The 24542-nt window shown below is 58.8% G+C and carries 23 protein-coding genes and 1 pseudogene; 21 read left to right on the top strand and 3 right to left on the bottom strand.

The annotated features are described in order from the left end of the window. The first annotated feature begins 63 nt into the window (after window positions 1-63). From ES815_RS20895 to pptA, 9 genes and pseudogenes are all read left to right on the top strand, one after another. Window positions 64-1059 (top strand): LLM class flavin-dependent oxidoreductase, encoded by a 996-nt coding sequence (locus ES815_RS20895; protein WP_142489538.1) that lies wholly within the window; start codon window positions 64-66, stop codon window positions 1057-1059. After that, window positions 1056-2177, top strand: coding sequence for an amidohydrolase (locus ES815_RS20890; RefSeq protein ID WP_142489537.1), 1122 nt, complete (start codon window positions 1056-1058; stop codon window positions 2175-2177). Before ES815_RS20895 ends, ES815_RS20890 begins: the two co-directional genes overlap by 4 nt. A 15-nt stretch (window positions 2178-2192) precedes the next feature. Beyond that, a pseudogene (locus ES815_RS24005) lies at window positions 2193-4468 on the top strand (NtaA/DmoA family FMN-dependent monooxygenase). A 9-nt stretch (window positions 4469-4477) separates the two neighbouring features. Continuing rightward, on the top strand, window positions 4478-4987 hold the full coding sequence (locus ES815_RS20875; RefSeq protein ID WP_142489534.1) for a GNAT family N-acetyltransferase: 510 nt from the start codon (window positions 4478-4480) through the stop codon (window positions 4985-4987). Between the two features lie 9 nt (window positions 4988-4996). Next, window positions 4997-5920: an amino acid ABC transporter permease gene (locus ES815_RS20870; protein ID WP_142489533.1), complete on the top strand. Its 924-nt coding sequence runs from the start codon at window positions 4997-4999 to the stop codon at window positions 5918-5920. Further along, window positions 5904-6677, top strand: a complete 774-nt coding sequence (locus ES815_RS20865; protein ID WP_142489532.1) for an amino acid ABC transporter ATP-binding protein — start codon at window positions 5904-5906, stop codon at window positions 6675-6677. The genes ES815_RS20870 and ES815_RS20865 overlap by 17 nt, the downstream gene beginning before the upstream one ends. Before the next feature lie 9 nt (window positions 6678-6686). After that, window positions 6687-7574: a transporter substrate-binding domain-containing protein gene (locus ES815_RS20860; RefSeq protein ID WP_142489531.1), complete on the top strand. Its 888-nt coding sequence runs from the start codon at window positions 6687-6689 to the stop codon at window positions 7572-7574. A 39-nt stretch (window positions 7575-7613) separates the two neighbouring features. Then, window positions 7614-8234, top strand: a complete 621-nt coding sequence (locus ES815_RS20855; protein ID WP_142489530.1) for a glutathione S-transferase family protein — start codon at window positions 7614-7616, stop codon at window positions 8232-8234. A 32-nt stretch (window positions 8235-8266) separates the two neighbouring features. Then, window positions 8267-8497, top strand: a complete 231-nt coding sequence (gene pptA, locus ES815_RS20850; protein WP_142489529.1) for a tautomerase PptA — start codon at window positions 8267-8269, stop codon at window positions 8495-8497. A gap of 51 nt (window positions 8498-8548) precedes the next feature. Here pptA and ES815_RS20845 read toward each other — a convergent pair whose 3' ends face one another. Continuing rightward, a complete protein-coding gene (locus ES815_RS20845) occupies window positions 8549-9442 on the bottom strand; it encodes an ABC transporter six-transmembrane domain-containing protein (RefSeq protein ID WP_142489528.1) in 894 nt (297 codons plus the stop codon). A gap of 92 nt (window positions 9443-9534) precedes the next feature. Here ES815_RS20845 and ES815_RS20840 point away from each other — a divergent pair, with 92 nt between their 5' ends. Together ES815_RS20840 and ES815_RS20835 are read left to right on the top strand one after the other, a co-directional pair. Beyond that, window positions 9535-10116 carry a TetR/AcrR family transcriptional regulator gene (locus tag ES815_RS20840; protein WP_142489527.1) on the top strand — a complete coding sequence of 194 codons (582 nt, stop codon included), beginning with the start codon at window positions 9535-9537 and terminating at the stop codon, window positions 10114-10116. 374 nt (window positions 10117-10490) lie between these two features. Then, window positions 10491-11675, top strand: a complete 1185-nt coding sequence (locus ES815_RS20835; RefSeq protein WP_142489526.1) for a hypothetical protein — start codon at window positions 10491-10493, stop codon at window positions 11673-11675. Window positions 11676-11933: 258 nt separating this feature from the next. Here ES815_RS20835 and ES815_RS20830 read toward each other — a convergent pair whose 3' ends face one another. After that, window positions 11934-12830, bottom strand: coding sequence for a LysR family transcriptional regulator (locus ES815_RS20830; RefSeq protein ID WP_142489525.1), 897 nt, complete (start codon window positions 12828-12830; stop codon window positions 11934-11936). Window positions 12831-12959: 129 nt separating this feature from the next. On the opposite strand from ES815_RS20830, the gene ES815_RS20825 reads away from it, so the two are divergent. The 7 genes from ES815_RS20825 to ES815_RS20795 all read left to right on the top strand — a co-directional run bounded on the left by ES815_RS20825 (window position 12960) and on the right by ES815_RS20795 (window position 20416). Then, a complete protein-coding gene (locus tag ES815_RS20825; protein WP_142489524.1) occupies window positions 12960-14267 on the top strand; it encodes an MFS transporter in 1308 nt (435 codons plus the stop codon). A 14-nt stretch (window positions 14268-14281) separates the two neighbouring features. Then, a complete protein-coding gene (locus ES815_RS20820; protein WP_142489523.1) occupies window positions 14282-15349 on the top strand; it encodes a tartrate dehydrogenase in 1068 nt (355 codons plus the stop codon). Window positions 15350-15352: 3 nt separating this feature from the next. Then, a complete protein-coding gene (locus ES815_RS20815) occupies window positions 15353-16615 on the top strand; it encodes a glycerate kinase (RefSeq protein WP_142489522.1) in 1263 nt (420 codons plus the stop codon). 292 nt (window positions 16616-16907) lie between these two features. Beyond that, on the top strand, window positions 16908-17141 hold the full coding sequence (locus ES815_RS20810) for a type II toxin-antitoxin system Phd/YefM family antitoxin (RefSeq protein WP_142489521.1): 234 nt from the start codon (window positions 16908-16910) through the stop codon (window positions 17139-17141). A 28-nt stretch (window positions 17142-17169) separates the two neighbouring features. Next, entirely contained in the window at window positions 17170-17505 is a 336-nt protein-coding gene (locus ES815_RS20805; protein WP_142489520.1) for a type II toxin-antitoxin system RelE/ParE family toxin, read from the top strand. Between the two features lie 174 nt (window positions 17506-17679). After that, entirely contained in the window at window positions 17680-19782 is a 2103-nt protein-coding gene (fusA, locus tag ES815_RS20800) for an elongation factor G (protein ID WP_142489519.1), read from the top strand. 16 nt (window positions 19783-19798) lie between these two features. Next, window positions 19799-20416 (top strand): serine protease, encoded by a 618-nt coding sequence (locus tag ES815_RS20795; RefSeq protein ID WP_142489518.1) that lies wholly within the window; start codon window positions 19799-19801, stop codon window positions 20414-20416. Here the strand turns inward: ES815_RS20795 and ES815_RS20790 are convergent. Further along, the gene (locus ES815_RS20790; protein ID WP_142489517.1) at window positions 20410-20985 is read right to left on the bottom strand and encodes a flavin reductase family protein; all 576 of its coding nucleotides are present in this window, start codon (window positions 20983-20985) and stop codon (window positions 20410-20412) included. The genes ES815_RS20795 and ES815_RS20790 overlap by 7 nt on opposite strands. Window positions 20986-21121: 136 nt before the next feature. Here ES815_RS20790 and ES815_RS20785 point away from each other — a divergent pair, with 136 nt between their 5' ends. The 3 genes from ES815_RS20785 to ES815_RS20775 are packed head-to-tail and all read left to right on the top strand — an operon-like array spanning window position 21122 to window position 24473. Continuing rightward, on the top strand, window positions 21122-21814 hold the full coding sequence (locus tag ES815_RS20785) for an ABC transporter ATP-binding protein (RefSeq protein WP_142489516.1): 693 nt from the start codon (window positions 21122-21124) through the stop codon (window positions 21812-21814). After that, window positions 21811-22779 carry an ABC transporter substrate-binding protein gene (locus ES815_RS20780; RefSeq protein WP_142489515.1) on the top strand — a complete coding sequence of 323 codons (969 nt, stop codon included), beginning with the start codon at window positions 21811-21813 and terminating at the stop codon, window positions 22777-22779. Before ES815_RS20785 ends, ES815_RS20780 begins: the two co-directional genes overlap by 4 nt. Before the next feature lie 38 nt (window positions 22780-22817). Continuing rightward, window positions 22818-24473, top strand: coding sequence for an iron ABC transporter permease (locus ES815_RS20775; RefSeq protein WP_142489514.1), 1656 nt, complete (start codon window positions 22818-22820; stop codon window positions 24471-24473). The last annotated feature ends 69 nt before the right edge of the window (window positions 24474-24542 follow it).

Raw genomic sequence — 24542 nt, 5'->3', positions numbered from 1 at the left:
GTTTCTCAGAGGTGAAATCGCCCTTTAATAATGGCGACATGTTTAGTCAAACGAGATTGCAACATGTCCTGGCGAATCAGCATTCTGGATAAAAGTCCTGTCGCAGAAAACGAAACGGCCGCCGATGCGCTGTCGCGCACCTTAAGCCTGGCGCAACAGGCCGAAACCCTGGGTTATCACCGCTTCTGGATTGCCGAACACCACAACACCCCGCAGCTGGCGAGTCCGTCGCCTGAGCTGCTGATTGCCTGGATCCTCGGGCAGACCCGTCGCATTCGCGTCGGCTCCGGTGGGGTAATGCTGCAACACTACAGCCCGTACAAAGTGGCAGAGAACTTCAACCTGCTGGCGGCTATCGCCCCCGGGCGTGTGGATCTGGGTGTCGGCAAAGCGCCGGGCGGCCTGCCGCTCTCGACCCGGGCGTTACAGCTCGGCCTCAGCCAGCAGGAGAAGGGCGATTTCGCCGACCAGCTGGCGCAGCTGGATGGCTGGATCAACCCGGCTTCACAGGAGGAGGCGGTTCGTGCCACTCCGTTACCCAAGGTTCCGGCTGCTGGCTTCCTGCTGGGCGCCAGCGCAGAGAGCGCGCGCCTGGCCGCCCGCCTCGACTGGGACTTCGTTTTTGCTGCCCATCTGAATGGCGATCCCGATCTGCTGCGCGAGGTGATTAACACCTGGCGCGTCCATAGCGCCCGGGAGGTGATTGTCGCGGTGCAGGCCATCGTTGCGCCAACCCAGGCGCAGGCCGAGGAGCTGGCCAAATCCGTCGAAGTGTGGGGCGTTGAGCTTGTCAACGGCCAGCGGGTCACCGTTGCCAGCGAGGAGCAGGCTTATGCCTTTGCTCGCCAGGCGGGCAGCGAGCCGCTGCGCATCGCCCGACGCGCCCAGTCGCTGCTGGCGGGTACTGCGGAGTCGGTACTCGAACAACTGGAGGCACTGCATCAGCAGTGGGGCATCGATGAGTTCATCATTGATACCCCGGTTGCCGACGGCACCGCCCGGGTGCAGTCCCTGCGCCTGCTGGCCCAGGCCCGACAGCAGAGGGAGGTGGCCGCATGAGCCTCGAACAACAGCTGATCGCCTGGCGCCGCGAGCTGCACCAGAACCCGGAGCTTTCCGGCGAGGAAGTACAAACCACCGCCCGCCTGCGCCAGTGGCTGGGTGACGCCGGGATCACCGTCCTGCCCTATGACCTGCACACCGGCCTGATCGCCGAGGTGGGGAAGGGTGACAAACAGATCGCCCTGCGGGCCGATATCGACGCCCTGCCGATTGAGGAGCGCAGCGGCGTAGCCTTTACCTCCCAACGCCCGGGCGTCATGCACGCCTGCGGCCACGACATCCACACCAGCGTGATCCTCGGCGCGGCCCTGAAGCTGAAAGCCCGCGAAGACGCGCTTAATGGCCGGGTGCGGATCCTGTTCCAGCCCGCGGAGGAGAACTTCGGCGGCGCAAAGAGTCTGGTGCGCGCCGGAGCCCTGCGCGATATCAGCGCCATCTTCGGCATGCATAACGAACCCGGTCTGCCGGTGGGCAGCTTCGCCACCCGCGGTGGCCCGTTCTACGCCAACGTCGACCGCTTCGTATTCCGTATTACCGGCAAAGGGGCGCACGCCGCCCGTCCGCATGAAGGCAACGACGCCATCCTGCTCGCCAGCCAGCTGGTCACCGCCCTGCAAAGCGTCGCCAGCCGCAACGTCAACACTCTCGATTCGGTGGTGCTGAGCGTGACGCGCATTACCGGGGGTAACACCTGGAACGTACTACCGGAAAGCGTCGAGCTGGAAGGAACGCTCAGAACCCATCGCACCGAAGTGCAGCAGAACGTGAAGGGCCGGGTGGCCGAAATCGCTGCCGGATTTGCCGCCGCCTTTAACGCGCAGATCGACATCACCTGGTATGCCGGGCCTACCGCGCTGGTTAACGACGCCAACTGGGCCGAGTTTGCCACCTCGGTGGCGCGGGAAACTGGGTATGAGACCCGGCAGGCCGAGCTGCACATGGGCGGGGAGGATTTTGCCGTCTACCTGCAGCAGATCCCCGGGGCCTTTGTCAGTATCGGCAGCGCCAGCCAGTACGGATTACACCATCCGGCCTTTAACCCGGATGAAGCCTTAATCGAACCCGCCGCGCGTTATTTCGCCCGACTTGCGGAAAAAGCACTGAACCAACTTTAAGGGTAAGGAGGGAATATGTCCGCAACACGACAGCTGCGCCTGGGCACGATTTTGCACGGCGCTTCGGGGAATATGTCAGCCTGGCGCCATCCGGCAGCCCCGGCCAATGCCAGCATCAATTTTAACTTTGTCAAAGAGACGGCCCTGAAGGCCGAAGCGGGCAAGCTCGACTTTATCTTTGTCGCGGATGGTCTGTACATCAACGAGAAGTCGATCCCGCATTTTCTCAACCGCTTTGAGCCCCTGACCGTGCTGTCGGCGCTGGCGACCGTCACATCACGGTTGGGGCTGGTGGGCACCTTATCCACCTCCTACAGCGAGCCCTTCACCGTGGCGCGCCAGTTTGCCAGCCTCGACCATCTCAGCAACGGCCGGGCGGGCTGGAACGTGGTGACTTCGCCGCTGGAAGGTTCAGCGAAGAATTTCTCCCGCGACAAGCACCCGGAGCACGCCCTGCGTTACCGCATCGCCGATGAGTATCTCGACGTGGTGAAAGGGCTGTGGGACTCCTGGGAGGGCGACGCCTTTGTGCGTAATAAAGAGACCGGGGAGTTCTTCAACCCTAAAAAGCTGCACACCCTCGATCACCACGGGGATTTCTTTAAGGTAGCCGGGCCGCTGAACATTGGCCGCACGCCGCAGGGCAGGCCGATCGTCTTCCAGGCCGGCGCCTCGGACGACGGCAAAAAGCTGGCGGCGAAACATGCTGACGCCATCTTTACCCACCATGACACCTACGAAGAAGCCCAGGCGTTCTGGCACGACGTGAAAAGTCAGCTGAAGCAGCATGGCCGCCGTGAGGACGAATTGCATATCTTCCAGGGGGTGAGCGTCATCGTCGGGAAAGACGCCGCCGACGTGGAGGAGCAGTACCAGACCACCGCCGCGCTGGTCTCCATCAACGATGCCCTGAACTATCTGGGCCGCTATTTTGAGCATCACGACTTCAGCCAGTATCCGCTGGATGAAGCCTTCCCGGACATTGGCGATCTGGGGAAAAACAGCTTCCGCAGCACCACCGATGAGATCAAACGCAACGCCCGGGAGCGCAACTTAACCCTGCGTCAGGTGGCGCTGGAAGCCGCCTCGCCGCGTCCGCGTTTTTCCGGCACCCCGGAACAGGTTGCTGACGGCTTACAGCAGTGGTTTGAGGGCTATGCCGCGGACGGGTTCATCATCCAGGGCGGCACCCCGGATACCTTCCCGCGCTTTGTGGATCAGGTGGTGCCGCTGTTGCAGGCGCGCGGCCTGTTCCGCACCGAATACCCCGGCACCACCCTGCGTGAGAGCCTGGGATTAGACCAGCCCGTTAATCAGTTCACACAACAATAACGCACACAACAATAAGAGAACCTGCCATGAAAAAATCATCGCTTATTCTGGCGCTCGCGCTGGCCTTTACCCCTGCCGTCTGGGCAGAGAACGTCAACATTAACGGCACCGGGGTCAGCCTCGAGGCCAACAAAACGCCGATCAACACCGCAAAAAATCCGCAGGCCATCGCTCAGCTGCCCGCCAGCTTTAAGCCGGTAGTGCCGGGGAAATTTACCGTGGCGATTGCCGGGCTCAGCCAGCCGCCGCTGACGGTGTTTGCCGATGACAACAAAACCCTGATTGGCAGCGAGGCCGATATCGCCCGTCTGGTGGCCGACAGCCTCGGGCTGGAGCTGAACGTGGTGCCCACCTCCTGGGAAGACTGGCCGCTGGGGGTGACCTCCGGGAAATACGACGCGGCGATCAGCAACATCACCGTCACCAAAGAGCGTAAAGAGAAGTTCGATTTCGCCACCTACCGGAAAGATTCCCTGGGCTTCTACGTGAAATCCACCAGCTCAATCAAGAAACTTGAGAAGGCGGAAGACATCGCCGGGCTGCGGATTATCGTTGGCTCCGGTACCAACCAGGAGGCGATTCTGCTGGCGTGGGATGCGGAAAACCAGAAGAAGGGGCTGAAGCCGTTCACCCCTATCTACACCAAAGATGATGCCGCCCAGACCCTGGCTTTGCAGTCTGGTCGTGCGGATGCTTACTTTGGCCCGAACGTGATTGGCGCGTGGAAAGCGGCCCTCAACGGTAAAACCAAACTGGTGGGCAGCGTCGACGGAGGCTGGCCGAAAGCGGCGCATATCGCCGTGACCCTGAAAAAAGGCAGTGGACTGGCCGAGCCGGTGCAGACCGCCCTGAACGGCGTGATCAAGAACGGCGACTATGACAAGGTGCTGAACCGCTGGGGTGAAGGCGTGGAGCGCATCCCGAGTTCCGAAGTGAATCCGGCCGGCCTTGGCGACTAAGGAGAACCTATGAGCGACCTCTTTCGTGACGTTTCGCCGGAGGACGCCGATCTTCAGCCCATCATCGAGGGGCTGTTCGGCGAGTACGCGGCGCGCTACGGCGACTACTTCTCTAAAGATGCCGAGATCGAGCTGACCGAGTGGTATCTGGCGCCGCAGGGGCTGTTTATTGTCCTGGAGCGCGACGGAAAAATCATCGCCACCGGGGCCTATAAACCCTTCGATGGGCAGACCGCCGAGATCAAACGGATCTGGACCGACAAATCCCTGCGCCAGCAGGGACTTGCCGCCCGGGTGGTGCAGGAGCTGGAGCGCCGGGCGGTACTGGCCGGCTACAGCCAGATCTACCTCACCACCGGCTTTCGTCAGCCGGAAGCGGTGCGGCTCTACCTGAGCCAGGGCTACGCGGCGCAGTTCGACCTGACCCGCGACCCGGAAGAGTACAGCCAGCCGCCGTTCGACGGACGGCTGCGCTTCACCAAAACGCTGGTACGCGAAGCGTTCAGTAAATCGGCATGAGGAACGACGATGAACAACGTTGAAACCATCAAAGTGGTCCCGGCGCGCTACCCGCTGCGCACGGTGGGGGCGATTGTTGCGCTGTTTGTGCTGGCGGTGGTGATCCAGTCGGTGGCCTTTAACCCGCGCTGGGAGTGGAGCGTGTTCGCGCGCTGGTTCTTCGATCCGGTGATCCTTGAAGGGGTGGGGCAGACGCTGCTCCTGACCCTGATCGGCACCGCGCTCAGCGTGGCGATCGGCGGCATGTTAGCCCTGGCCCGACTGTCATCCTCGTGGCTGCTGAGCAGCCTCGCCTGGGGCTATATCTGGCTGTTCCGCTCCCTGCCGCTGATTGTGGTGCTGATTATTCTCTATAACTTCTCCTATCTGTACGACACGCTGTCGCTCGGCGTGCCGTTCACCAGCATCACCTGGGGCAGCTTTGAAACCATCAACGTGCTGGGGCAGTTCTCCACCGCCGTTGTCGGCCTGACGCTGGTACAGAGCGCCTATACCGCGGAGATCATTCGCGGTGGCTTCCTGGGGGTCGATCACGGCCAGTACGAAGCGGCGGCCGCGCTGGGTTTGCCGGCCTCGCGCCGTACCCTGCGCATCATCCTGCCGCAGGCGCTGCGCACCATTCTGCCGTCCGGGTTCAACGAAATCATCAGCCTCGCCAAGGGCACGGCGATGGTTTACGTCCTGGCGATGCCGGAGCTGTTCTACACCATCCAGATGATCTACAACCGCACCCAGGAGGTGATCCCGCTGCTGATGGTCGGTGCCGTCTGGTATCTGGTGATCACCACCGTGCTCTCCGCCATTCAGCATCTGGTTGAACGTGCTCTGGCCCGCAGCGAGCGCCGCTCGGCGGTGAACACCTCCCGCGCCACCCGCACCCGTTCCGTTACCACCCAAACCACACAGGAGCCTGTCCATGCGAGCCTCTCCTGAAGGACATATTTCCATTACCGGCGTCAGCAAGTTTTTTGGCCGGCACAAGGCGTTGGATAACGTCTCGCTGGAGATCCCGCCGGGCTCGGTGACGGTGATCCTCGGCCCGTCCGGCTCCGGTAAATCCACACTGCTGCGCACCATTAACCACCTCGAGCGCGTTGATGAAGGCTTTATCCAGATAGACGGGGACTACATCGGCTATCGCCGGGAGGGCAACACGCTGTACGAGCTGAAGGAGAAAGCGATCCTCAAACAGCGCATCAACGTGGGCTACGTGTTCCAGAACTTCAACCTGTTCCCGCACCTGACGGTGCTGGAGAACCTGATTGAGGCGCCGATTGCCCACAAACAGCTGAGCCGAAAAGAAGCGGTCGATCGGGCCTACGATCTGCTGGACGTGGTGGGGCTGCGCGATAAGGCCGACGCCTGGTCGCGGCACCTTTCCGGCGGGCAGCAGCAGCGCATCGCCATTGCCCGTGCCCTGGCATTACGCCCACGAGTGATGCTGTTTGATGAACCGACGTCCGCCCTTGACCCCGAGCTGGTGGGCGAGGTGCTGGACGTGATCAAAAAGCTGGCCCGCTCCGGCACTACCCTGGTGGTGGTGACCCATGAGATCGGCTTCGCCCGGGAAGTGGCAGACCAGGTGGTGTTTATGGTCGACGGCAAAATCGTCGAGCAGGGGAGCAGCGACGAGGTGTTGAACCGTCCGTCCCACGCCCGAACGCGGCAGTTCCTGTCCAAAGTGCTGTAAGGAGAGAAGATGAAAAAGGGATTACTGGCGTTGTTAATGGTGGCGTCCACAAGCCACGCCGCCATTGATTTACAGGCGAACGAGCAGCCGCTGCCGGTGACGGTGGATAAGCAGGCGGTGGCGAAAATCCCCGCAAACTATAAATTTGTCGAACCGGGCACCTTAACCGTCGCCATTTCGGCGCTGAACTCGCCGCCGCTGGCGCTGCTGGCCAGCGATAACCGCACCCGCATCGGCAGTGACCCGGATATCGCCCGGCTGCTGGCGGGCAGCCTCGGTTTAAAACTCAAGCTGGTGCCGACGGCGTGGGAAGACTGGCCGCTGGGCATCACCTCCGGGCGCTACGACGTGGCGCTGGTCAACATTGCGGTGACCGAGCAGCGTAAACAGAAGTTTGACTTCGCCACCTATCGCGTCGATAACCTGGCCTTTTCAGTGAAATCCACCAGCGAGGTGCAATCGATCAAGAGCGCCGCCGATCTGGCGGGTAAAAAGGTGATTGTCGGCTCCGGCACCAACCAGGAGCGCATTCTGTTGGGATGGAACGAAGAGAACAAAAACGCCGGGCGCGAGCCTGCGCTGCCGGTCTACCTTACCGACGACGCCTCAGGCAATCTTTATATCCAGTCCGGCAGGGCGGACGTGTTCTTTGGCCCGCAGTCGGTATCGGCTTACAAAGAGGCCCTGACCGGAAAAACCCGGGTAGTGGGCTTAGGGCCGAAAAAAGCGTATGTCGCCACCACCACCAAAAAGGGTAACGAGCTGGTGTATGCCCTCCAGGCGGCGCTCGACGGGGCCATCCAGCGCGGCGAATACCAGAAGGTACTGGCCCGCTGGGGCGAGCAGGGCGAGGCGGTGGCGCAGTCGGAGGTTAACCCGCCCGGGATAACCTACTGAGGCTGCTCTACACTTAAGGCTTTGACCGAGGTATAGCCGATGATCAAAGTCTATGGCGTTCCCGGCTGGGGCTCAGCCATCAGTGAAGTGATGCTGACCCTCGCCGATATTCCGTATCAGTTTATCAACGTCGACGGTTTCGATAAGCCGGGCGCGACGCGCGAACTGCTCGAAAAACTGAATCCCCTGTGTCAGGTGCCGACCCTCGAGCTGGAGAACGGCGAGATCATGACGGAAACGGCAGCGATTGCGCTGCTGGTGCTGGATCGCTGTCCCGATCTGGCACCGCCCGTCGGGCACCCGGATCGCCAGCAGTTTCAACGCCTGCTGATCTGGCTGGTGGCCAACGTCTATCCCACCTTTACCTACGCCGATTACCCGGAGCGCTGGGCACCCGACGCCCCGGAGCAGCTGCAACAAAACTGCCGTGAATACCGTAAATTGCTCTATCTTTGGCTGGATAATCACCTGAAAGCCGCGCCCTGGGCCTTTGGCGAGCAGATCACCCTTATCGACTGCTATTTGTGCGTGATGCGTATCTGGGGGCCTCGCCCGGACTGGTTTGCCGCCAACACGCCGAACATTACCGCCATTGCCGATAGCGTGTGCAAGCTCCCGAAACTGCACAAGGTGCTAAAAGACAACGAGATACTCTGCTAGTCTGGAACGCTTACTCAAAAGGAGCCCTGCACATGCCACACGTCAATATCAAATGTTTTCCCCGCGATCTGAACGACGAACAAAAAACCGCGCTGGCGGCAGATATCGCCGAGGTGATTACTCGCCATCTGAACAGTAAAGATCGCTCCATTTCGGTGGCGCTGAACGAAGTTCAGGAAGCCGACTGGAAAGCGCAGGTCTGGGATACGGAGATTGGTCCGAAGCTGGATGAGTTGATTAAAAAGCCGGGCTATTCGATGTAAAAGCAGTAAACGTATCCCCCGCATCGGCAAGATGCAGGGGATAAAAGCTGATTAAAGGGTACTGGTATTAACCCGCTTGCCAATATCTTTTAGCTGAGAATACTTTTCCAGTAATTGCGGTCCGTCATCCAGACTCATGGCAAACATCCACATATAGGTCATGACCGAATAGATATGCCCGGCATCCAGCCCGCCTTCGAACGACATGGTCATTATGGTGCTGGCGAATAAAATCGCCGTCACGGAACCGATGGCTAAATAGCCAAATGCTTCCCGATCCGACAGTTTAATTCTGAGCCGCGCCAGCACATCATAGTGCCTGGACAGTGACATTCTGGACGCGTTATTCACGAACGCCACCTCTTTTTCCAGCCGATCGTTCAGCCTCAGGAATAATGCTTCGTTCCTGCGGGTGAAGCCCGGTAAAAACAGGGCAAAAAAGATCAGAATGAACAGACAGGCGACGCCGGTCCAGAACTGCAGCAGGAGCAGCATCACTGCGGCACCGATGATTGAAGCGACAGAGGTCACCAGTACCGGCAGATGTTTCTCGAAGAAATCGACAAATTCCCGCGACAGCGCCACGCGGGCCGCAATCGTTGAAGCGCTGTGCTGTTCTTCACGTTGGGCAAGGATGACCGGAACGGCCAGTTCGGCATAAATGCGCGCAAATGTCCGGGTATCAATGCTGCGTCTTGCCGCGCCAATCGCCCACATCACAAAAACCATCACCGCATAAAGGACGGCATGTAACGCCTGGCCGGAGATGATGGCATTGATCGCAAACCCCGCCAGCAGGGGATAGAGCAGCATGGTGACGTTTTCAGCCGCCACCAGTAAGAAGGTCAGAATGAGTTTTCGGCTATGTCGTTGGCCCAGCAGTTTGAGCGTTTTGACCGCGCTGTTTGATACTGCGGCAGGAGCCGCATTTTTTAAGGTAAGCATACAATTTTCTGTTAAGATAAATTTGAGCGGTTGCTCAAATTTGTAGGGCGAGTCTATTTGAGCACTTGCTCAAAGTCAATGTGGGCGTGTAGATGAAAGAAGCAAAAGAGACGTTAAAAGCCAGGATTCTGGACGGGGCTATCGCACTATTTCTGGAGAAGGGGATCGCCAACGTTACCACGCGTGAGTTGACCGAGTCGTTAGGGATCTCACGCAGCCATATTTATCATTACTTCAGCAACTGGCAGGCCTTGTGTATTGCGGCGCTGGATCGTTTTATGCGCGACGAGCTGGAGACATTTACGCGTGAAGTCGCGGGGTTATCCTCCGCGCAAAAAATGGAGCGCCTGGTCGCCGATTTTCTGCCCTTTGAGCAGGATGCCGCCTGGCAGCTGTATGGCGCCACGTGGCAGTTAGCGCTGCATAATGACGCTTACGCCGAATTCGTTGAGGCCATTATGCAAGCGTGGAGCGAACGGGTTCGCGACATTATTGAGGAAGGTGTGGGGAATAGAACCTTCCGCGAGTGCGACCCCAGCCGCACCACGCGACAGCTGATTTCGCTCCTGAGCGGTTATGACGAATTTTTGGGCGTCAGACCTTCGGCGGAAAAATGCGCGATGGTCGAAGCCGATATTGCCGATTTTATCCAACGATTTATTTATAAGGCGTAGGGGCTGGGTAAGGCGCAGTCGCCACCTGGCAAACAGGCCGCACGAAGTGACTTATCCTGTTTCGGATGCTAAAAAAAGCGTTGATTTGACCTCGAGATCCGAATTTTGCAATTATCAAAAAAATACTCTTCTGATTTTAGTTAGGGCGAGATAAAGACATGCCTATTGCTTATTAGTATTCTCCGACCCCTTTAGGTTTTTAATAGTAGTATAAAAAGTCGAGCAACTACCATTTATGGTGGATTTATAAGTCTGCGCCTAAGAAAAAAGACTTCAACATGTGGTTCCTAAGCATTAAAATGTCCACGCTAAAAATTATCAAAAAATAGTAAATTAAAGTTATTATAAAATTGCCAATGGATGATACAGATCATATGAAAAAGAAAATTTTAGCTACCACGTTACTTACGTTGGTTTCCGCTGTTCTGGTAGGGTGTGGCGATAAGCAACCGGAATGTACTTCCGAGGCCTTTTCTAAAGCTATTGTCGATCGTGTTGGTGATAACTTATTCCGCAACTACAATGATACCGACGTTAAATTTAAGGATAAGGACGACTTAATCGCCCGTAACCATATTGAATTAAGAAACGTAAAAGAGGTTTCTGCAGATGAAAAAGCGCAGTCGAAGGTATGCTCTTTTGACATTAGCATCCAGCCAGTAGGCCCCTTAACCACCCGTTTTGAATCCAGAAACCATCAGGCCAGCGTCTTAATTGATAATAACGGTAAGGAAGTTATCTCCGCAGCGTCTAATTTAGGGCATTCGTTGATGGAAGATCCTGACATTGCTGAACGGGGTAAACCGTCCAAAGAGCAACAAGAAGCCCTTGATGCCTATAAGAAACAAAAGGAAGAACAAGAAAAGAAAGCGGCTGATTTCAAAAAACAGGTTCTTGCCGTACCAGCAGAAGATTACAAATTCATCAGCGATGAGGATTTTACCTGGCTGTATCTGGCGCGAGCTAAAAACATTGATAATAAAGAGATGCTTAACCTTGTTGATGCCAAATATTATAATGAGCAAGATGAGTTTAAGAAGCGCGATATCGAAAAAACCGCCATTCCGGCCATGCTTGATAAACTTGAAGAATATAAAAAAATCAAGTATATAAAATTTATATCAGCAGAGCGTGACCCTAAGGGGCAATTCCCTACCGTTTCGGGTGGGCCTGTGATGGTGAAATTTTTACCCGGTATTTTCCCTGAGAAGTATAACTTTGAAAAACAGGTTTACACTCTGACTTTGGACGGATGCCCTGATGTACCCAGCATTAAAAATCTCATGGTTAATACTCAGAATGTCATGATGGCCTGGGATACGGAAGCCTCACTCACAACATGCCAGATCAAACCTAAAGATGAAGCGGAAGCGCGTGCCTGGAATGACATCTTCCAGACTGAAAAAAGCCAGTATGGACATAATAACTATGGTGTGGTTTATTTCGCACTGAACGATGAGCTCGATGATTCTGGTCATCTCAAGTCTGTGCTGATCCGCGCGGATGTTAATTATAATGGCGAGCAGCCGCTGAAATTAACGACGCAGTTAAAGAATTAATGTTGTAGTCACTACAGGGGTTGAATGGCTTATTATTCAGCCCCTTTTTTACAGGCCGTATAACCTTTCTCTATATTAAAAGTCCATGAGCCGATCGCGCGATTTTGACTTTTAGCGATATAAACAGGCTTAAACTCTCATCCCAACATTAAAGCGGGAATATTTCACCTCTGAACGTTGATACCTCTTTTTATAGAGTTAGCACGTCCCATGCTGCACGTTCTTATACGTTCCATAGAGTATCTAGGGGGCAAAATTCTATCCATACAGCTCCGGATGCTCCCGCAACATCGCCAGCATATTATCCCGTATCTCATCCTGCGCACCGGCCATCCATACCGCCTCCAGCGGCATCCCCATCTGCTCCGCGCCGTTCAGCTGCACAAACTTCACCCCCGGCATCAGATAGCGGCTGCTCCACGCCGGGACAATCGCCAGGCCAATGCCCGCCGCCACCAGGTTGATGATGGTCTGCTTTTCGTCCGCCATCTGTGACACCGTCACTTCAATGCCCGCATTATGGAACAGGTTCATGGTCAGATCGTGGCTGTGCGGGCGCGAACGCCGCTCCGGCAGGATCATCGGCATTCCTTCCAGCTCGGCGATATCGACCCTTTCCCGGTCGGCAAACGGATGGCCGGCCGGCAGGGCAAGGATGCCGGGCTCATTGCATAAAAACGCCCGGCCAAACTGAGGATCCAGCTGCGCGGGCGGGCGAATAAACACCAGATCCAGCCTGCCGCTTTTCAGCTTCGGCAGCAGATGGACGGTCTTGTCTTCAAAGAGCTGGATCTCCACCGTCGGGTAGTGCTGGCGAAACAGCTGCAGCAATCCCGGCAGCAATCCGATGGCCGCGCTGTCGATAGTCCCGACGCGTAAAAGCGGCTGCGCCCGGCACGGATTTTGACGAAATTGCAACATAATGGCGTCGGCGTGGGCGAGCAGCTTTCGCGCCTCTTCCCGCAGCAAAACGCCATTCTGCGTGAGCGCCACCCGGCGGGTTGAACGCGTGAATAGCCGCGTGCCAAGTGCCTCTTCTAATAGACGAATATTCCTTCCCAGGGCAGAGGGCAGCATATCCAGCCGCTGTGCCGCCTGACCGAAATGCAGGGTTTCTGCCACCGCCAGGAAACAGCGCAGGTGTTGTAGTTCCATTTTGGCTCGCTCGTGATTATTGCATTTTTTTGTATAAACCGATGCGCATGATCATGCAAGAAATATCAGCATACTCATCAAGGCAGCCCGACTGCGTACCCTACAAAATAATTATGAGGAACACCTCACATGACCTGCACAATCGAACAACGGGTCATGCGCAAGATCACCTTGCGCATCGTACCCTTTATCATGCTGTTGTATTTCATCGCATTTCTCGACCGCGTCAATATCGGTTTCGCGGCGCTCACCATGAACGCCGATCTCGGCTTCTCCCCGGCGGTGTTTGGCTTCGGGGCCGGGATCTTCTTCCTCGGCTACTTCCTGTTTGAGGTGCCGTCCAACCTGATCCTGCACAAGGTTGGGGCGCGCATCTGGATTGCCCGGGTGATGATCACCTGGGGGCTGGTCTCCGGCGGCATGGCCTTTGTCCAGGGCACTACCAGCTTCTATACCCTGCGTTTCCTGCTCGGCGTGGCGGAAGCAGGCTTCTTCCCGGGCATCATCCTCTACTTAAGCTACTGGTTCCCGGCGCAAAAGCGCGCCCAGGTGACGGCCATCTTTATGGCCGCGGCGCCTATCTCCACCGCGCTCGGCTCGCCGATTTCCGCCGCACTGCTGGAGATGCACGGCATGATGGGCTTTGCCGGCTGGCAGTGGATGTTTGTCCTCGAAGCGGTGCCGGCAGTGATCCTCGGCGTGGTGGTGCTGTTCTGGCTGACCGACCGCCCGGAAAAGGCGAAATGGCTCAGCGAAGAGGAGCGCGGCTGGCTGATTGCCACTCTGCAACGCGAGCAGGCGGCTAAACAGGCTACGGCGCAGCACAGCGTCTGGAAAGGGCTGCTGGATAAACGCGTTCTGGCCCTGTCGCTGGTCTACTTCGGCACTTCCGCCGGGCTCTATACCCTGGGCATCTGGTCGCCGCAGATCATCAAAACCCTCGGCGTCTCCTCCATGACCGTCGGCCTGCTGAATGCGATTCCGGCGGTGCTGGCAGTGGCGGCAATGGTGCTCTGGGCGCGTCATTCCGACAAAACCGGCGAACGCTCGTGGCACGTGATTGCCGCCTGTATCGTCGCGGCTGCCGGGCTGTTTATGGCGGGCAGTACGACGAGCATCTTCGGGGTGATCCTAGCGCTGACCATCGTTAACTGCGGCATCAGCGCCTCTAAACCCCCGCTGTGGAGCATGCCAACCCTGTTCCTTTCCGGTTCGGCGGCGGCGGCGGGTATCGCCACCATCAACTCACTCGGCAATCTGGGGGGCTTTGTCGGTCCGTTCATGATTGGCCTGATCAAGCAACAAACCGGGAGTTACACCTGGGGACTGTGGTTTGTCGCCGGGCTGCTGATCCTCTCCTCAATCGTGGTGCTGTGGCTCTCGGCGTCCAGCCGCAAGGCGCAGGCCAGCGAAACATTAATTCAGTCAAAACATTAATTTAAGGAAAAACCATGAAAGATTACGCCATTGCAGCTATCCCCGCAGACGGTATCGGCCCGGAAGTGATCACTGCGGGTGTGGAAGTGTTACACGCGCTGGCCCAGCGTCAGGGCGATATGCGTTTCTCGGTGCACACCTTCGAGTGGGGCTCGGATTACTACAAAACCCACGGGGTGATGATGCCGGAAGACGGGCTGGAGCAGCTGAAAGCCTTCGACGCCATCTACTTTGGCGCGGTGGGTGCCCCGGACGTGCCGGATCACATCACCCTCTGGGGGCTGCGCCTGCCGATCTGCCAGGGTTTCGACCAGTATGCCAACGTCCGTCCGACCAAAATCCTGCCGGGTATTCAGTCCCCGCTGCGCAAGGCGGTTCCGGGCACCCTCGACTGGGTGATCGTGCGCGAGAACTCGGAAGGGGAATATTCCGGCCACGGCGGTCGCGCCCACCGCGGCCTGCCGGAAGAGGTGGGTACCGAGGTGGCGATTTTCACCCGCACCGGAGTCACGCGCATCATGCGCTACGCCTTCCGCCTGGCGCAGACCCGTCCGCGCAAGCTGTTAACCGTGGTCACTAAATCCAACGCCCAGCGTCACGGGATGGTGATGTGGGACGAGATCGCCGCCGAAGTGGCCCGCGAGTTCCCGGACGTCACCTGGGACAAAATGCTGGTGGATGCCATGACCGTGCGCATGACCCTGCACCCGGAGTCGCTGGACACCATCGTGGCGACCAACCTGCACGCCGATATTCTCTCCGATCTGGCGGGTGCCCTGGCGGGCAGTCTGGGGGTGGCCCCGACCGCCAATATCGATCCGGAGCGTCGTTTCCCGTCGATGTTCGAACCGATCCACGGCTCGGCGTTTGATATCACCGGCAAGGGCATCGCCAACCCGGTCGCCAGCTTCTGGACCGCGGCCCAGATGCTTGAGCATCTGGGCGAAGGCGAGGCCGCTACACGTCTGATGGCCGCCGTCGAGGCCATCTGCGCGAAGGGCATCATGACCCCGGACGTGGGCGGTACGGCCAACACCCGCGAGGTCACTCAGGCGGTGATCCGCGCCATCGCAGAAGGCTGATCTATGGCTCAACACGACGACAGCGCCCTGCGAGGGGCGCTTACTGAGATCTTCATGGCAGCGGTGAAGAGTGCCGACCCCCATGAGGCGTTGATTAACGCGCTGCCGGAGAAACCACGAGGGCGCTGCATGGTGGTTGGCGCGGGGAAAGCCAGCGCCGCCATGGCCGCCGCGCTGGAGGCCGCCTGGCCGGACGTCGATCTGCAGGGCGTGGTGGTGACACGCTACGGTCACGCGGTGCCGACGCAAAAAATCCGCATCGTCGAGGCGGCGCACCCGGTCTCGGATGCGATGAGCGAAGTGGCTTCGATGCTGATGATGGAGCAGGTCAAGCACCTCACCGCCGACGACTGCGTGGTTGCGCTGATCTCCGGCGGCGGCTCGTCGCTGCTGGCCCTGCCGCGCAAGGGCATCACCCTGGCCGATAAGCAGGCGGTGAACAAAGCGCTGTTGAAGAGCGGGGCGACCATCCATGAGATGAACACCGTGCGCAAGCAGCTGTCGGATATCAAGGGCGGACGGCTGGCGCTGGCCGCCAGACCCGCCCGGGTGATCACCCTGATCATCAGCGATGTGCCCGGGGACGATCCCCAGAGCATTGCCTCCGGCCCGACGGTGGCGGACAGCTCCACGGCGGAAGAGGCGCTGGAGATTATCGCCCGCTATGGCCTGGATCTGCCGGAACCGGTGATGCGGGTGCTGCGCATGCCGCGAGCCCCGGTGACAGCAAAGGAAATAGACGACGATATCCGCCTGATCGCCACCCCCTCCGGCGCGCTGGCCGCTGCCGCCGACGTGGCGCAGCGGATGGGTTTCACACCCTTGATTCTGGGGGATGCCCTGGAGGGGGAAAGCGCCCAGCTGGGTATTATGATGGCCGGGATCGCCAAATCGGTGAAGCAGCACGGCCTGCCGGTGAAAGGCCCGGCAGTATTACTCAGCGGCGGGGAAACCACGGTCACCATCGGCGAGACGGGCTGCGGGCGCGGCGGGCGCAACACCGAATTTCTGCTGGCGCTGGCCTGTGCGCTGAAGGGTGAGGAGGGGATTTACGCCATCGCCGGAGACAGCGACGGGATTGACGGCACCGAGGATGCGGCGGGCGCAATTGTCACCCCGGATACGCTGGGCCGCACTTCGCTGGACGCGAAGGCGATGCTGCGGGGGCATGACAGCTACAGCTACTTTGCCGCGGCGGGGGATCTGGTGGTGACCGGCCCGACATTAACCAACGTGAATGATATTCGGGTGATGTTGATTACCTGATGTGGGTTTTGCCGGGCGGCAGCTTCGCTTTGCCCGGCCTACAACACCGATCCCGTAGGCCGGGTAAGCGTTAGCGCCACCCGGCGTTTTTTCAACGATTTGCGAGGCCGCTTCCGGGAATGGCTCTTGCCGCCTCGCTTTTAACGCAGTACCTTTTTGTCGAGAATGAAAAAGCGACGGAGCGAGAATCTTTTGTTGAAGTATCAGTGTCTTACCATGTGGTATTGGTGTGGATTGAATTTGGTCTAAATATAGACTAAATTGAAGATTCATTTACTAACAAGGGGGCTCTATGAAAGTTGAAACTATTAGCTTCGTTAAGAAAAATGCGGCAACGCTCGATCTTTCTGAACCTATTCTCGTAACCCAAAATGGCATTCCTGCATATGTCATTGAATCTTACGAACAACAACAAGAAAGGGAAGATGCCATTGCGCTTCTAAAATTGCTTACTCTTTCGGAAAAAGATAAGGCTGAGGGAAAAGTTTTTTCAAAGGATCAATTACTCGATGGATTAAATGATTGAGTATCCTCATGGAAACGAGGGCATAGTGATGGATAACAACGACATCGTTGTTGAGTACACGCTTACTACAAAATACTGCATTGATGATATTGTCAGATTCTTGCGTCGGGCTGAGGTTGAACCGCGTCCCGTGATTGCAGGTATCCTGGAACAGTTTGAAAATACAGTTCGCGAATTTCCTCTGGGATGCCAGATTTGTCCAGAGCTCCTGAAAATTGGTTGTGCAAAGTATCGCGAATTTAATAGCCGGGACGGATACAGAGTTCTCTATTCCGTCGAGGAAAGAACGGTAACATCTCACGCGATACTGTCCCAGCGTCAGGATATTCAGCAGTTACTGTTCAAACGATTAATTCTCGTCTGAAACAAAGACCAGGATAACATTTGTCCCGCTCTCTGTAATAAACCATTCTGCTTGTCTCTGTTGAACCACACCAGAATCACCCATCCCCACTTTGACAGGGCACTACACTGATCTACATACCTGCACGCGCTCACCCGGCGCGTGATTGTCATGTCCATTAAAGAAGGATGCATCATGATCCGGCCCATTCCTCTCGAGCGTTATCGCAACATCGGTATCTCGGCGCACATCGATGCCGGAAAAACCACCACCACCGAGCGCATCCTGTTTTATACCGGGGTGAGCCACAAGATGGGGGAAGTCCATGATGGCGCGGCGATCACCGACTGGATGGCGCAGGAGCAGGAGCGGGGCATTACCATCACCTCGGCGGCGGTGAGCTGCTTCTGGTCCGGCATGGACCGCGGCTTTGAGCCGCACCGGATCAACATTATCGACACCCCCGGGCACGTCGATTTCACCATTGAGGTGGAACGCTCCATGCGCGTGCTGGACGGGGCGGTGATGGTCTACGACTCGGTGGGCGGGGTGCAACCGCAGTCGGAAACCGTCTGGCGGCAGGCCAATAAGTACCGGGTGCCGCGCATCGCCTTCGTCAACAAGATGGACCGTCCGGGCGCCGATTTCTTCCACGTGGTGCAGATGATGATCGACCGGCTGAAAGCCCACCCGGTACCGATTGTGATCCCCATCGGTGCCGAGGATCACTTCACCGGGGTGGTGGATCTGATCCACATGCGGGCCATTATCTGGGATGACGCCACCCAGGGGATGACCTTCAATTATGCCCCGGTACCGGGCGATCTCCAGGCGACCGCCCAAACCTGGCGGGATAAAATGGTCTCGGCGGCGGCGGAAGACAGCGACGACCTGATGGATAAATACCTCGAAACCAACGATCTCGACGAGGCGGAGATTATTCGCGGCCTGCGCAAACGCACGGTGGCCGGGGAGATCCAGCCGATGCTGTGCGGCAGCGCCTTCAAAAATAAAGGGGTGCAGCGGATGCTGGATGCGGTGATTGAGCTGATGCCGTCGCCCCTCGACGTTCCCGCCATCGACGGGGTGGATGAGAAAGGGCAGCACGCCGAGCGTCACCCCAACGACGACGAACCCTTCTCGGCGCTGGCGTTCAAGCTGATGTCCGACCCCTACGTCGGGCAGCTGACCTTTATCCGCGTCTACTCCGGGGTGCTGAAAAAAGGCGACGCGGTCTTTAACCCGGTGAAGGGCAAAAAAGAGCGCATCGGGCGCATCGTGCTGATGCATGCCAACGACCGGCATGACGTCGAGGAGCTGCGGACCGGGGATATTGCTGCCTGCGTCGGGCTGAAGGATGTCACTACCGGCGATACCCTGACCGACCCCAACGCGGTGATCACCCTCGAGCGGATGGAGTTCCCGGACCCGGTGATCTCCCTCTCCATCGAGCCGAAAACCAAAGCTGACCAGGAGAAAATGGGCATCGCGCTGCATCGACTGGCGGCGGAAGATCCCTCCTTCCACCTGCATACCGACGAAGAGTCCGGCCAGACCATTATCTCCGGGATGGGGGAACTGCACCTGGAGATCATCGTCGACCGCATGCGGCGCGAGTTCGGCGTCGAAGCCAATATCGGCCGTCCGCAGGTCACCTACCGGGAAACCATCCGCAGGGCGGTAAACGACATCGAAGGCAAGTTTGTCCGCCAGTCCGGCGGGAAAGGGCAGTACGGCCACGTGGTGCTGAGCCTCGAGCCGCAGGCGCCGGGCAGCGGCTTTGCCTTTGTCGATGCCACCAAAGGCGGGGTGGTGCCGCGAGAGTACATTCCGTCGGTGGAGAAAGGGCTGCGCGAAGCGATGAACAGCGGCGTGCTGGCGGGATATCCGGTGGTCGATGTCAAAGCGACCCTGACCTTTGGCTCCTATCACGACGTCGACTCCTCGGAGATGGCCTTTCGCATGGCGGCGATATTCGGCTTTAAGGACGCGGCGCGCAAAGCCGATCCGGTCATTCTCGAGCCGATGATGCACGTGGAGGTTGAAACTCCGGAAGAGTATGCCGGGAATATTATGGGCGATCTCTCCTCCCGGCGCGGGCTGGTGCAGGGGATGGAGGAGCAGTTCGGCAGCCAGATTATCCGCGCCGACGTGCCGCTGGCGGAGATGTTCGGTTACGCCACCACGCTGCGCTCCATGTCCCAGGGGCGGGCAACCTACAGCATGGAGTTCCACCATTACGCCGAGGCTCCGCGTATCGTGGCCGATGAGATCATCGCCGGGCGGTCGAAAAGGTAGGGCCGAGGGGTGAACCATGAAGCGTCTGCATTATGCTCTCGCCGCACTCATGGCACCCCTTACACTGCTGGGGTGCGTGGTGATGTCCGGCACCAGCCGCACCGACTTTTCCGCCACGAAACAGGCGGATCTCGTCTTTATCGGCCTGCCTGCGCCGCTAAACTGGCTTGCGGCCGGGATGCAGGGCACCACCTTTGCAGTCTCAAGCACGCTTTCTCTTACCGCCGCCCACGTCGCGGTGCCGTTGCTGAAGCCCATCAGGGCGCAACATCCGGCCTGCGACGTGGCGGTGATTGCCGATAACAACCGGGGCAAGATCGTGCATCAGCTGGCCTGGGCCAGGGTCGGGCGCAACGTTACCCTGTTCGGCTACAGCGCTATTAATAGTCTGCCTAAATCCAGCATGGGAAAAATCGACGGCTTCGTGAAGCGTGACGGCTGCTACTACGGCATCATCACCGGGGCGGGGGCGGTGTCCGGCATGTCAGGCGGGCCGGTCATCGACAGCCTGACCGGGGAGACGGTGGGCATCATCACCAACGTCATCCCCGGCAAAGGGGCAGTGGCATTCGTCGCGGTCCAGGATTTTACCAACCTGCTGGACCGGATGCGCATCCCCTATAAGACCTACTGACCCGGCGCTTTCACCTGCCTGCCGCTGGTGACGAAGGTCCCCGCGCCAAGGTGATGCAGGGTATTGCGCTTATCGTCATCAAACTGCCAGCGTCCGGCGACAAACGCCTGCTCATCCGCCGCGGCAGAGACCACCTCACCAAACAGGGTGTCATACTTTTCCGCCGCCGAGGTGGCGGGCAGCAGACGGCACTCCATCCACGCCAGGCACTTCTCCTCAATCACCGGCAGCCCCAGCACCGGACCGTTGATGGCCGGAATACCGTAGCAGTTGAACTTATCCTCATCGCGGCCGCTGACGCTACCCACCGCGTAGGTCCAGTTGGTCGCCGCCACGCCGGGAATGACGATCCCGAACATGCCGCTGCGCTCAATCAGCTCCCGTGACCAGGCGCTTTTATCCACCACGATGGCGATCCGCGGCGGCTCGAACTCCACCGGCATTGACCAGGCGGCAGCCATCACGTTGCGCCGATCAAGGGTGTCGTCGCGGCTGGTAATTAAAACGGTCGGGCCGTGATTTAACAGGCGGCTGGCGTGCATTAACTCAACGGGGCGGAAGTGGCTCATAGAAATTCCTCATAAATAGCATCAGAGCATTAAACGTCTGAAAGCCATCGGAAATCAATACGCAACATTTACGTCATGTATACGTCACATAAGCTGCCTACAGTGGCGAGCATCAAATCCCAAAGAGGATAACAATATGCTCACTTCCATAACGCTCAAAGGCGTCTCCTACGCTTTTGGCGCGAATACCGTTTTGAATCAAATCGATCTGCATATCGAGCCGGGTAGCGTGGTTGCGCTGCTGGGGCCCTCGGGCTGCGGCAAAAGCACGCTGTTGCGTCTGCTTGCAGGGTTAACCCAGCCCGCGCAGGGGGCGATCCATTTTGGCGAACGGCTGGTGGCGAAAACCGGTTGGGCCTTGCCGCCGGAAGCCCGGGACATCGGCATGGTGTTCCAGGATTACGCCCTCTGGCCGCATATGACCGTGGCACAGAATGTGATGTTCCCGCTGAAGATGCGCCAAATCCCGCGTCAGGAACGCGACAGCCGCGTGGCTCAGGCATTGGCCCGCGTCGGCTTAAGCGATTTCGCCGACCGCAAACCCGCCGGGCTCTCCGGCGGGCAGCAACAGCGCGTGGCGCTGGCCCGGGCGATTGTCGCCGAGCCGCGGGTGCTGCTGTTCGACGAGCCGCTCTCCAACCTCGACAGCGAACTGCGTGGAACCTTGTGTCACGAGATGGCCACGCTGCTGCGCCAGCTCGGCACCACCGCCGTCTATGTTACCCACGACCGCCGGGAGGCTGAAATCCTGGCCGATCGCATCGTGCATTTGTCTGCTGGCAGCGTCGCTGCCGATCGTTTGATTACATCCTCAGGGGAGTTCGCATGAAAGCTGCATTGTCCGTCAAAAAAGGAGTTCTGTTAGCCATGGCGTTATCGTCCGTAATGATGTCCAGCGCACACGCGCTGACCGTCTACACCGCCGGCCCGGGGTCGCTCGCCAAAAGCCTCGCCAGCGGCTTTGAAAAGAAAACCGGCGTGAAGGTGGATATCTTCCAGGCCACCACCGGCAAGGTGATGGCCCGCCTCGAGGCGGAGCAGGCCAATCCGCAGGCCGATATTCTGATCTCCGCCTCCTGGGATACCGCGGAAGATCTGCACAACCGCGGCTGGCTGCTGCCGTACCAGAGTGCCAATGCGGCGAAGGTGCCCGCAGACCTGAAATCAGACGACTACGTCGCGCAGGGCGTGTCAGCCTTAGGCATCGTCTGGAACACCAAAAGTGGCACCCCGGAGCCGAAAGAGTGGCGCGATCTGACCACCGACGCCTTCAAAGACAAAGTGACCACCCCGGACCCGGCGCTCTCCGGCGCCTCGCTGGATCTGCTGATCGGGCTGCAAAATGGCATGGGCGATAAGGCCTGGACCCTGTTTGATGAGCTGAAAAAGAACGGCATGGTGGTCAGCGGCCCGAATGCCCAGGCGGTAACGCCGGTGATGCAGGGGGCGAAAGCGGCGGTGTTCGGCGCGGTGGATTACGTGTCGTATGGCAACATCAGCCAGGGCGAATCCCTGAAGGTGATCTTCCCGGCCAGCGGGACGGTGATTGCCCCGCGCCCGATGATGATCCTCAAATCCACCCAGCATGCGGAGGATGCCAAAGCCTTCGTCGATTACGTCCTCTCCCCTGAAGGCCAGGCGATGGTGGCCGATGCCTGGCTGATGCCCGCCCGCGGCGACGTGCAGGCTAAGCGTCCGCTGCTCAACGATCTGAAAATCCTGCCGACCAAAAGCGACGGTACAAGCGAACGCAGCGATATCCTCAAGCGTTTCAACACGCTCTTCACCTTATAATCATGTGACGGGGGCAACCCCGTCTTCAGGACTGCTTTGTGAATCCTAAATACTTGTCGGTGACGACGCTGGCGCTACTGGTGATCCTGGTGGCGTTTCCGCTGGTCTTTATTCTGCTGCAGGCGGTGTTTCCGCAGTTCAGCGCCGGGGTCTTCTCCGGGGCCTTTAGCGGCGTTGCGACGCTGCTGGCCGAACCGCAATTGCCCACCATGCTGGGCGGTACGCTGCAGGTGGCCGTCGGCGTGGCGCTGGTCAGCGCGTTGATTGGCTTTCCCCTCGGCGTGGCGCGCGGGCTGCTGAACCTGCCGCTGCCCCGGCTGTGGGATCTGCTGTTTCTGATCCCGTTTTTAACCCCGCCTTATATCGCCGCGCTGTCGTGGATGCTGGTGCTGCAAACCAATGGCTATCTGCAACAGCTCACCGGGTTCAACCTGAATAATCTGCTGTTCAGCCAGACCGGGATTGTGTTGGTGATGGCCCTGAATATCTTCCCGGTGGTCTATTTCGCGGTGTCGCGCAGCCTGCTGGCCAGCGGGCAGCGTCTGGCCCTGGTGGCGCGGGTTCACGGCGCGACGCCGGGGCGGGCGTTCTGGCATATCACCCTGCCGATGCTTTCGCCGTCGCTGGCGGCGGGGATGCTGCTGGCCTTTACCCTGGCGATTGAAGAGTATGGCGTGCCCGCCGCGCTCGGCACCCGTGCCGGGGTGATGCTGCTGACCACCGATATCGAGAAAAAACTCGCTGAATGGCCGATCGATCTCTCCGGCGCATCGATGCTCTCGGTGGTGCTGGTGACCATCGCCCTGAGCGCCTGGTGGTTGCAGAAAAGACTGACCGGCCATCAGGATGTGACCAGCATTACCGGCAAACCGACGGAGAACATGGGCGCGGATGCCGGGGGCTTTACCCTGCCGGTGGTAGCGCTGCTGGCGCTGACCGGGTTTATCGCGGTGATCCTGCCGGGGGCCTCGATGGCCTTGTCCGGAGTGCTGGGCACCTTATCGGGCGGGGTGGCGCTCGCCAATCTGACCGGCGCTCACTATGCGGCGCTATTCAGCCAGCAGGGGGATGCCCTGTCGGCGCTGGGCACCAGCCTGTCGCTGGCGCTGGGGGCGGCCTGTATTACCGGGCTGCTCGGCCTGCTGGCCGCCTGGCTGGTGGTGGTGCAGAAGATCAAAGGGCGCGGCGTGCTGGATGCCCTGTCCCTGATGCCCGCGGCGTTACCCGGCGTGGTGGTGGGCGTGGGGCTGATCCTGCTGTGGAACCAGCCGTTCTGGCCGGTCACGCCCTATAACAGCTGGGCGATCCTGCTCCTGTCCTACTGCTGCCTGCTGCTGCCGTGGCCGGTGCGCTATGTCGGGAGCGCGCTGCGCCAGCTGGGTGGGAATCTGGAGCCTGCCGCGCGGGTACATGGCGCATCGGCGTTGCAGGCCTTGCGCTTTATCGTCCTGCCGCTGGTCTCCCCGGCGATGCTGGCGGCGATGCTGATGGTATTCGCTATCGCCTCGCGCGAGCTGGTCACCTCGCTGTTGCTGGCCCCGGCGGGGACGCAAACCGTGTCGGTGTTTATCTGGCGGCAGTTCGAGCAGGGATCAGTCGGACAGGGGATGGCGATGGCTACGCTGACGCTGCTTACCGGGCTGGTATTAATGTTGACGGCGCTGGGGATCATGCAACGCACAACGCGCGGGTAAAAAGCACATTTGCGACAGTGGTTGAGGAAAAATAGTTTATAAACAAGGAAGCATTGTTAAAGGAGCCCA

The organism is Leclercia adecarboxylata (assembly GCF_006874705.1).
Classification (GTDB): Bacteria; Pseudomonadota; Gammaproteobacteria; order Enterobacterales; family Enterobacteriaceae; genus Enterobacter; species Enterobacter adecarboxylatus_C.
Note: the sequence above shows the minus strand (reverse complement) of the source record. Positions and strands in the feature narration are given on the sequence as shown.

Excerpts from the sequence above, each read along its gene's own strand:
- ES815_RS20895 (WP_142489538.1), top strand. The coding sequence starts at position 64 with ATGTCCTGGCGAATCAGCATTCTGGATAAAAGTCCTGTCGCAGAAAAC.
- ES815_RS20890 (WP_142489537.1), top strand. The coding sequence starts at position 1,056 with ATGAGCCTCGAACAACAGCTGATCGCCTGGCGCCGCGAGCTGCACCAG.
- ES815_RS20875 (WP_142489534.1), top strand. The coding sequence starts at position 4,478 with ATGAGCGACCTCTTTCGTGACGTTTCGCCGGAGGACGCCGATCTTCAG.
- ES815_RS20870 (WP_142489533.1), top strand. The coding sequence starts at position 4,997 with ATGAACAACGTTGAAACCATCAAAGTGGTCCCGGCGCGCTACCCGCTG.
- ES815_RS20865 (WP_142489532.1), top strand. The coding sequence starts at position 5,904 with ATGCGAGCCTCTCCTGAAGGACATATTTCCATTACCGGCGTCAGCAAG.
- ES815_RS20860 (WP_142489531.1), top strand. The coding sequence starts at position 6,687 with ATGAAAAAGGGATTACTGGCGTTGTTAATGGTGGCGTCCACAAGCCAC.
- ES815_RS20855 (WP_142489530.1), top strand. The coding sequence starts at position 7,614 with ATGATCAAAGTCTATGGCGTTCCCGGCTGGGGCTCAGCCATCAGTGAA.
- pptA (WP_142489529.1), top strand. The coding sequence starts at position 8,267 with ATGCCACACGTCAATATCAAATGTTTTCCCCGCGATCTGAACGACGAA.
- ES815_RS20845 (WP_142489528.1), bottom strand. The coding sequence starts at position 9,442 with ATGCTTACCTTAAAAAATGCGGCTCCTGCCGCAGTATCAAACAGCGCG.
- ES815_RS20840 (WP_142489527.1), top strand. The coding sequence starts at position 9,535 with ATGAAAGAAGCAAAAGAGACGTTAAAAGCCAGGATTCTGGACGGGGCT.
- ES815_RS20835 (WP_142489526.1), top strand. The coding sequence starts at position 10,491 with ATGAAAAAGAAAATTTTAGCTACCACGTTACTTACGTTGGTTTCCGCT.
- ES815_RS20830 (WP_142489525.1), bottom strand. The coding sequence starts at position 12,830 with ATGGAACTACAACACCTGCGCTGTTTCCTGGCGGTGGCAGAAACCCTG.
- ES815_RS20825 (WP_142489524.1), top strand. The coding sequence starts at position 12,960 with ATGACCTGCACAATCGAACAACGGGTCATGCGCAAGATCACCTTGCGC.
- ES815_RS20820 (WP_142489523.1), top strand. The coding sequence starts at position 14,282 with ATGAAAGATTACGCCATTGCAGCTATCCCCGCAGACGGTATCGGCCCG.
- ES815_RS20815 (WP_142489522.1), top strand. The coding sequence starts at position 15,353 with ATGGCTCAACACGACGACAGCGCCCTGCGAGGGGCGCTTACTGAGATC.
- ES815_RS20810 (WP_142489521.1), top strand. The coding sequence starts at position 16,908 with ATGAAAGTTGAAACTATTAGCTTCGTTAAGAAAAATGCGGCAACGCTC.
- ES815_RS20805 (WP_142489520.1), top strand. The coding sequence starts at position 17,170 with ATGGATAACAACGACATCGTTGTTGAGTACACGCTTACTACAAAATAC.
- fusA (WP_142489519.1), top strand. The coding sequence starts at position 17,680 with ATGATCCGGCCCATTCCTCTCGAGCGTTATCGCAACATCGGTATCTCG.
- ES815_RS20795 (WP_142489518.1), top strand. The coding sequence starts at position 19,799 with ATGAAGCGTCTGCATTATGCTCTCGCCGCACTCATGGCACCCCTTACA.
- ES815_RS20790 (WP_142489517.1), bottom strand. The coding sequence starts at position 20,985 with ATGAGCCACTTCCGCCCCGTTGAGTTAATGCACGCCAGCCGCCTGTTA.
- ES815_RS20785 (WP_142489516.1), top strand. The coding sequence starts at position 21,122 with ATGCTCACTTCCATAACGCTCAAAGGCGTCTCCTACGCTTTTGGCGCG.
- ES815_RS20780 (WP_142489515.1), top strand. The coding sequence starts at position 21,811 with ATGAAAGCTGCATTGTCCGTCAAAAAAGGAGTTCTGTTAGCCATGGCG.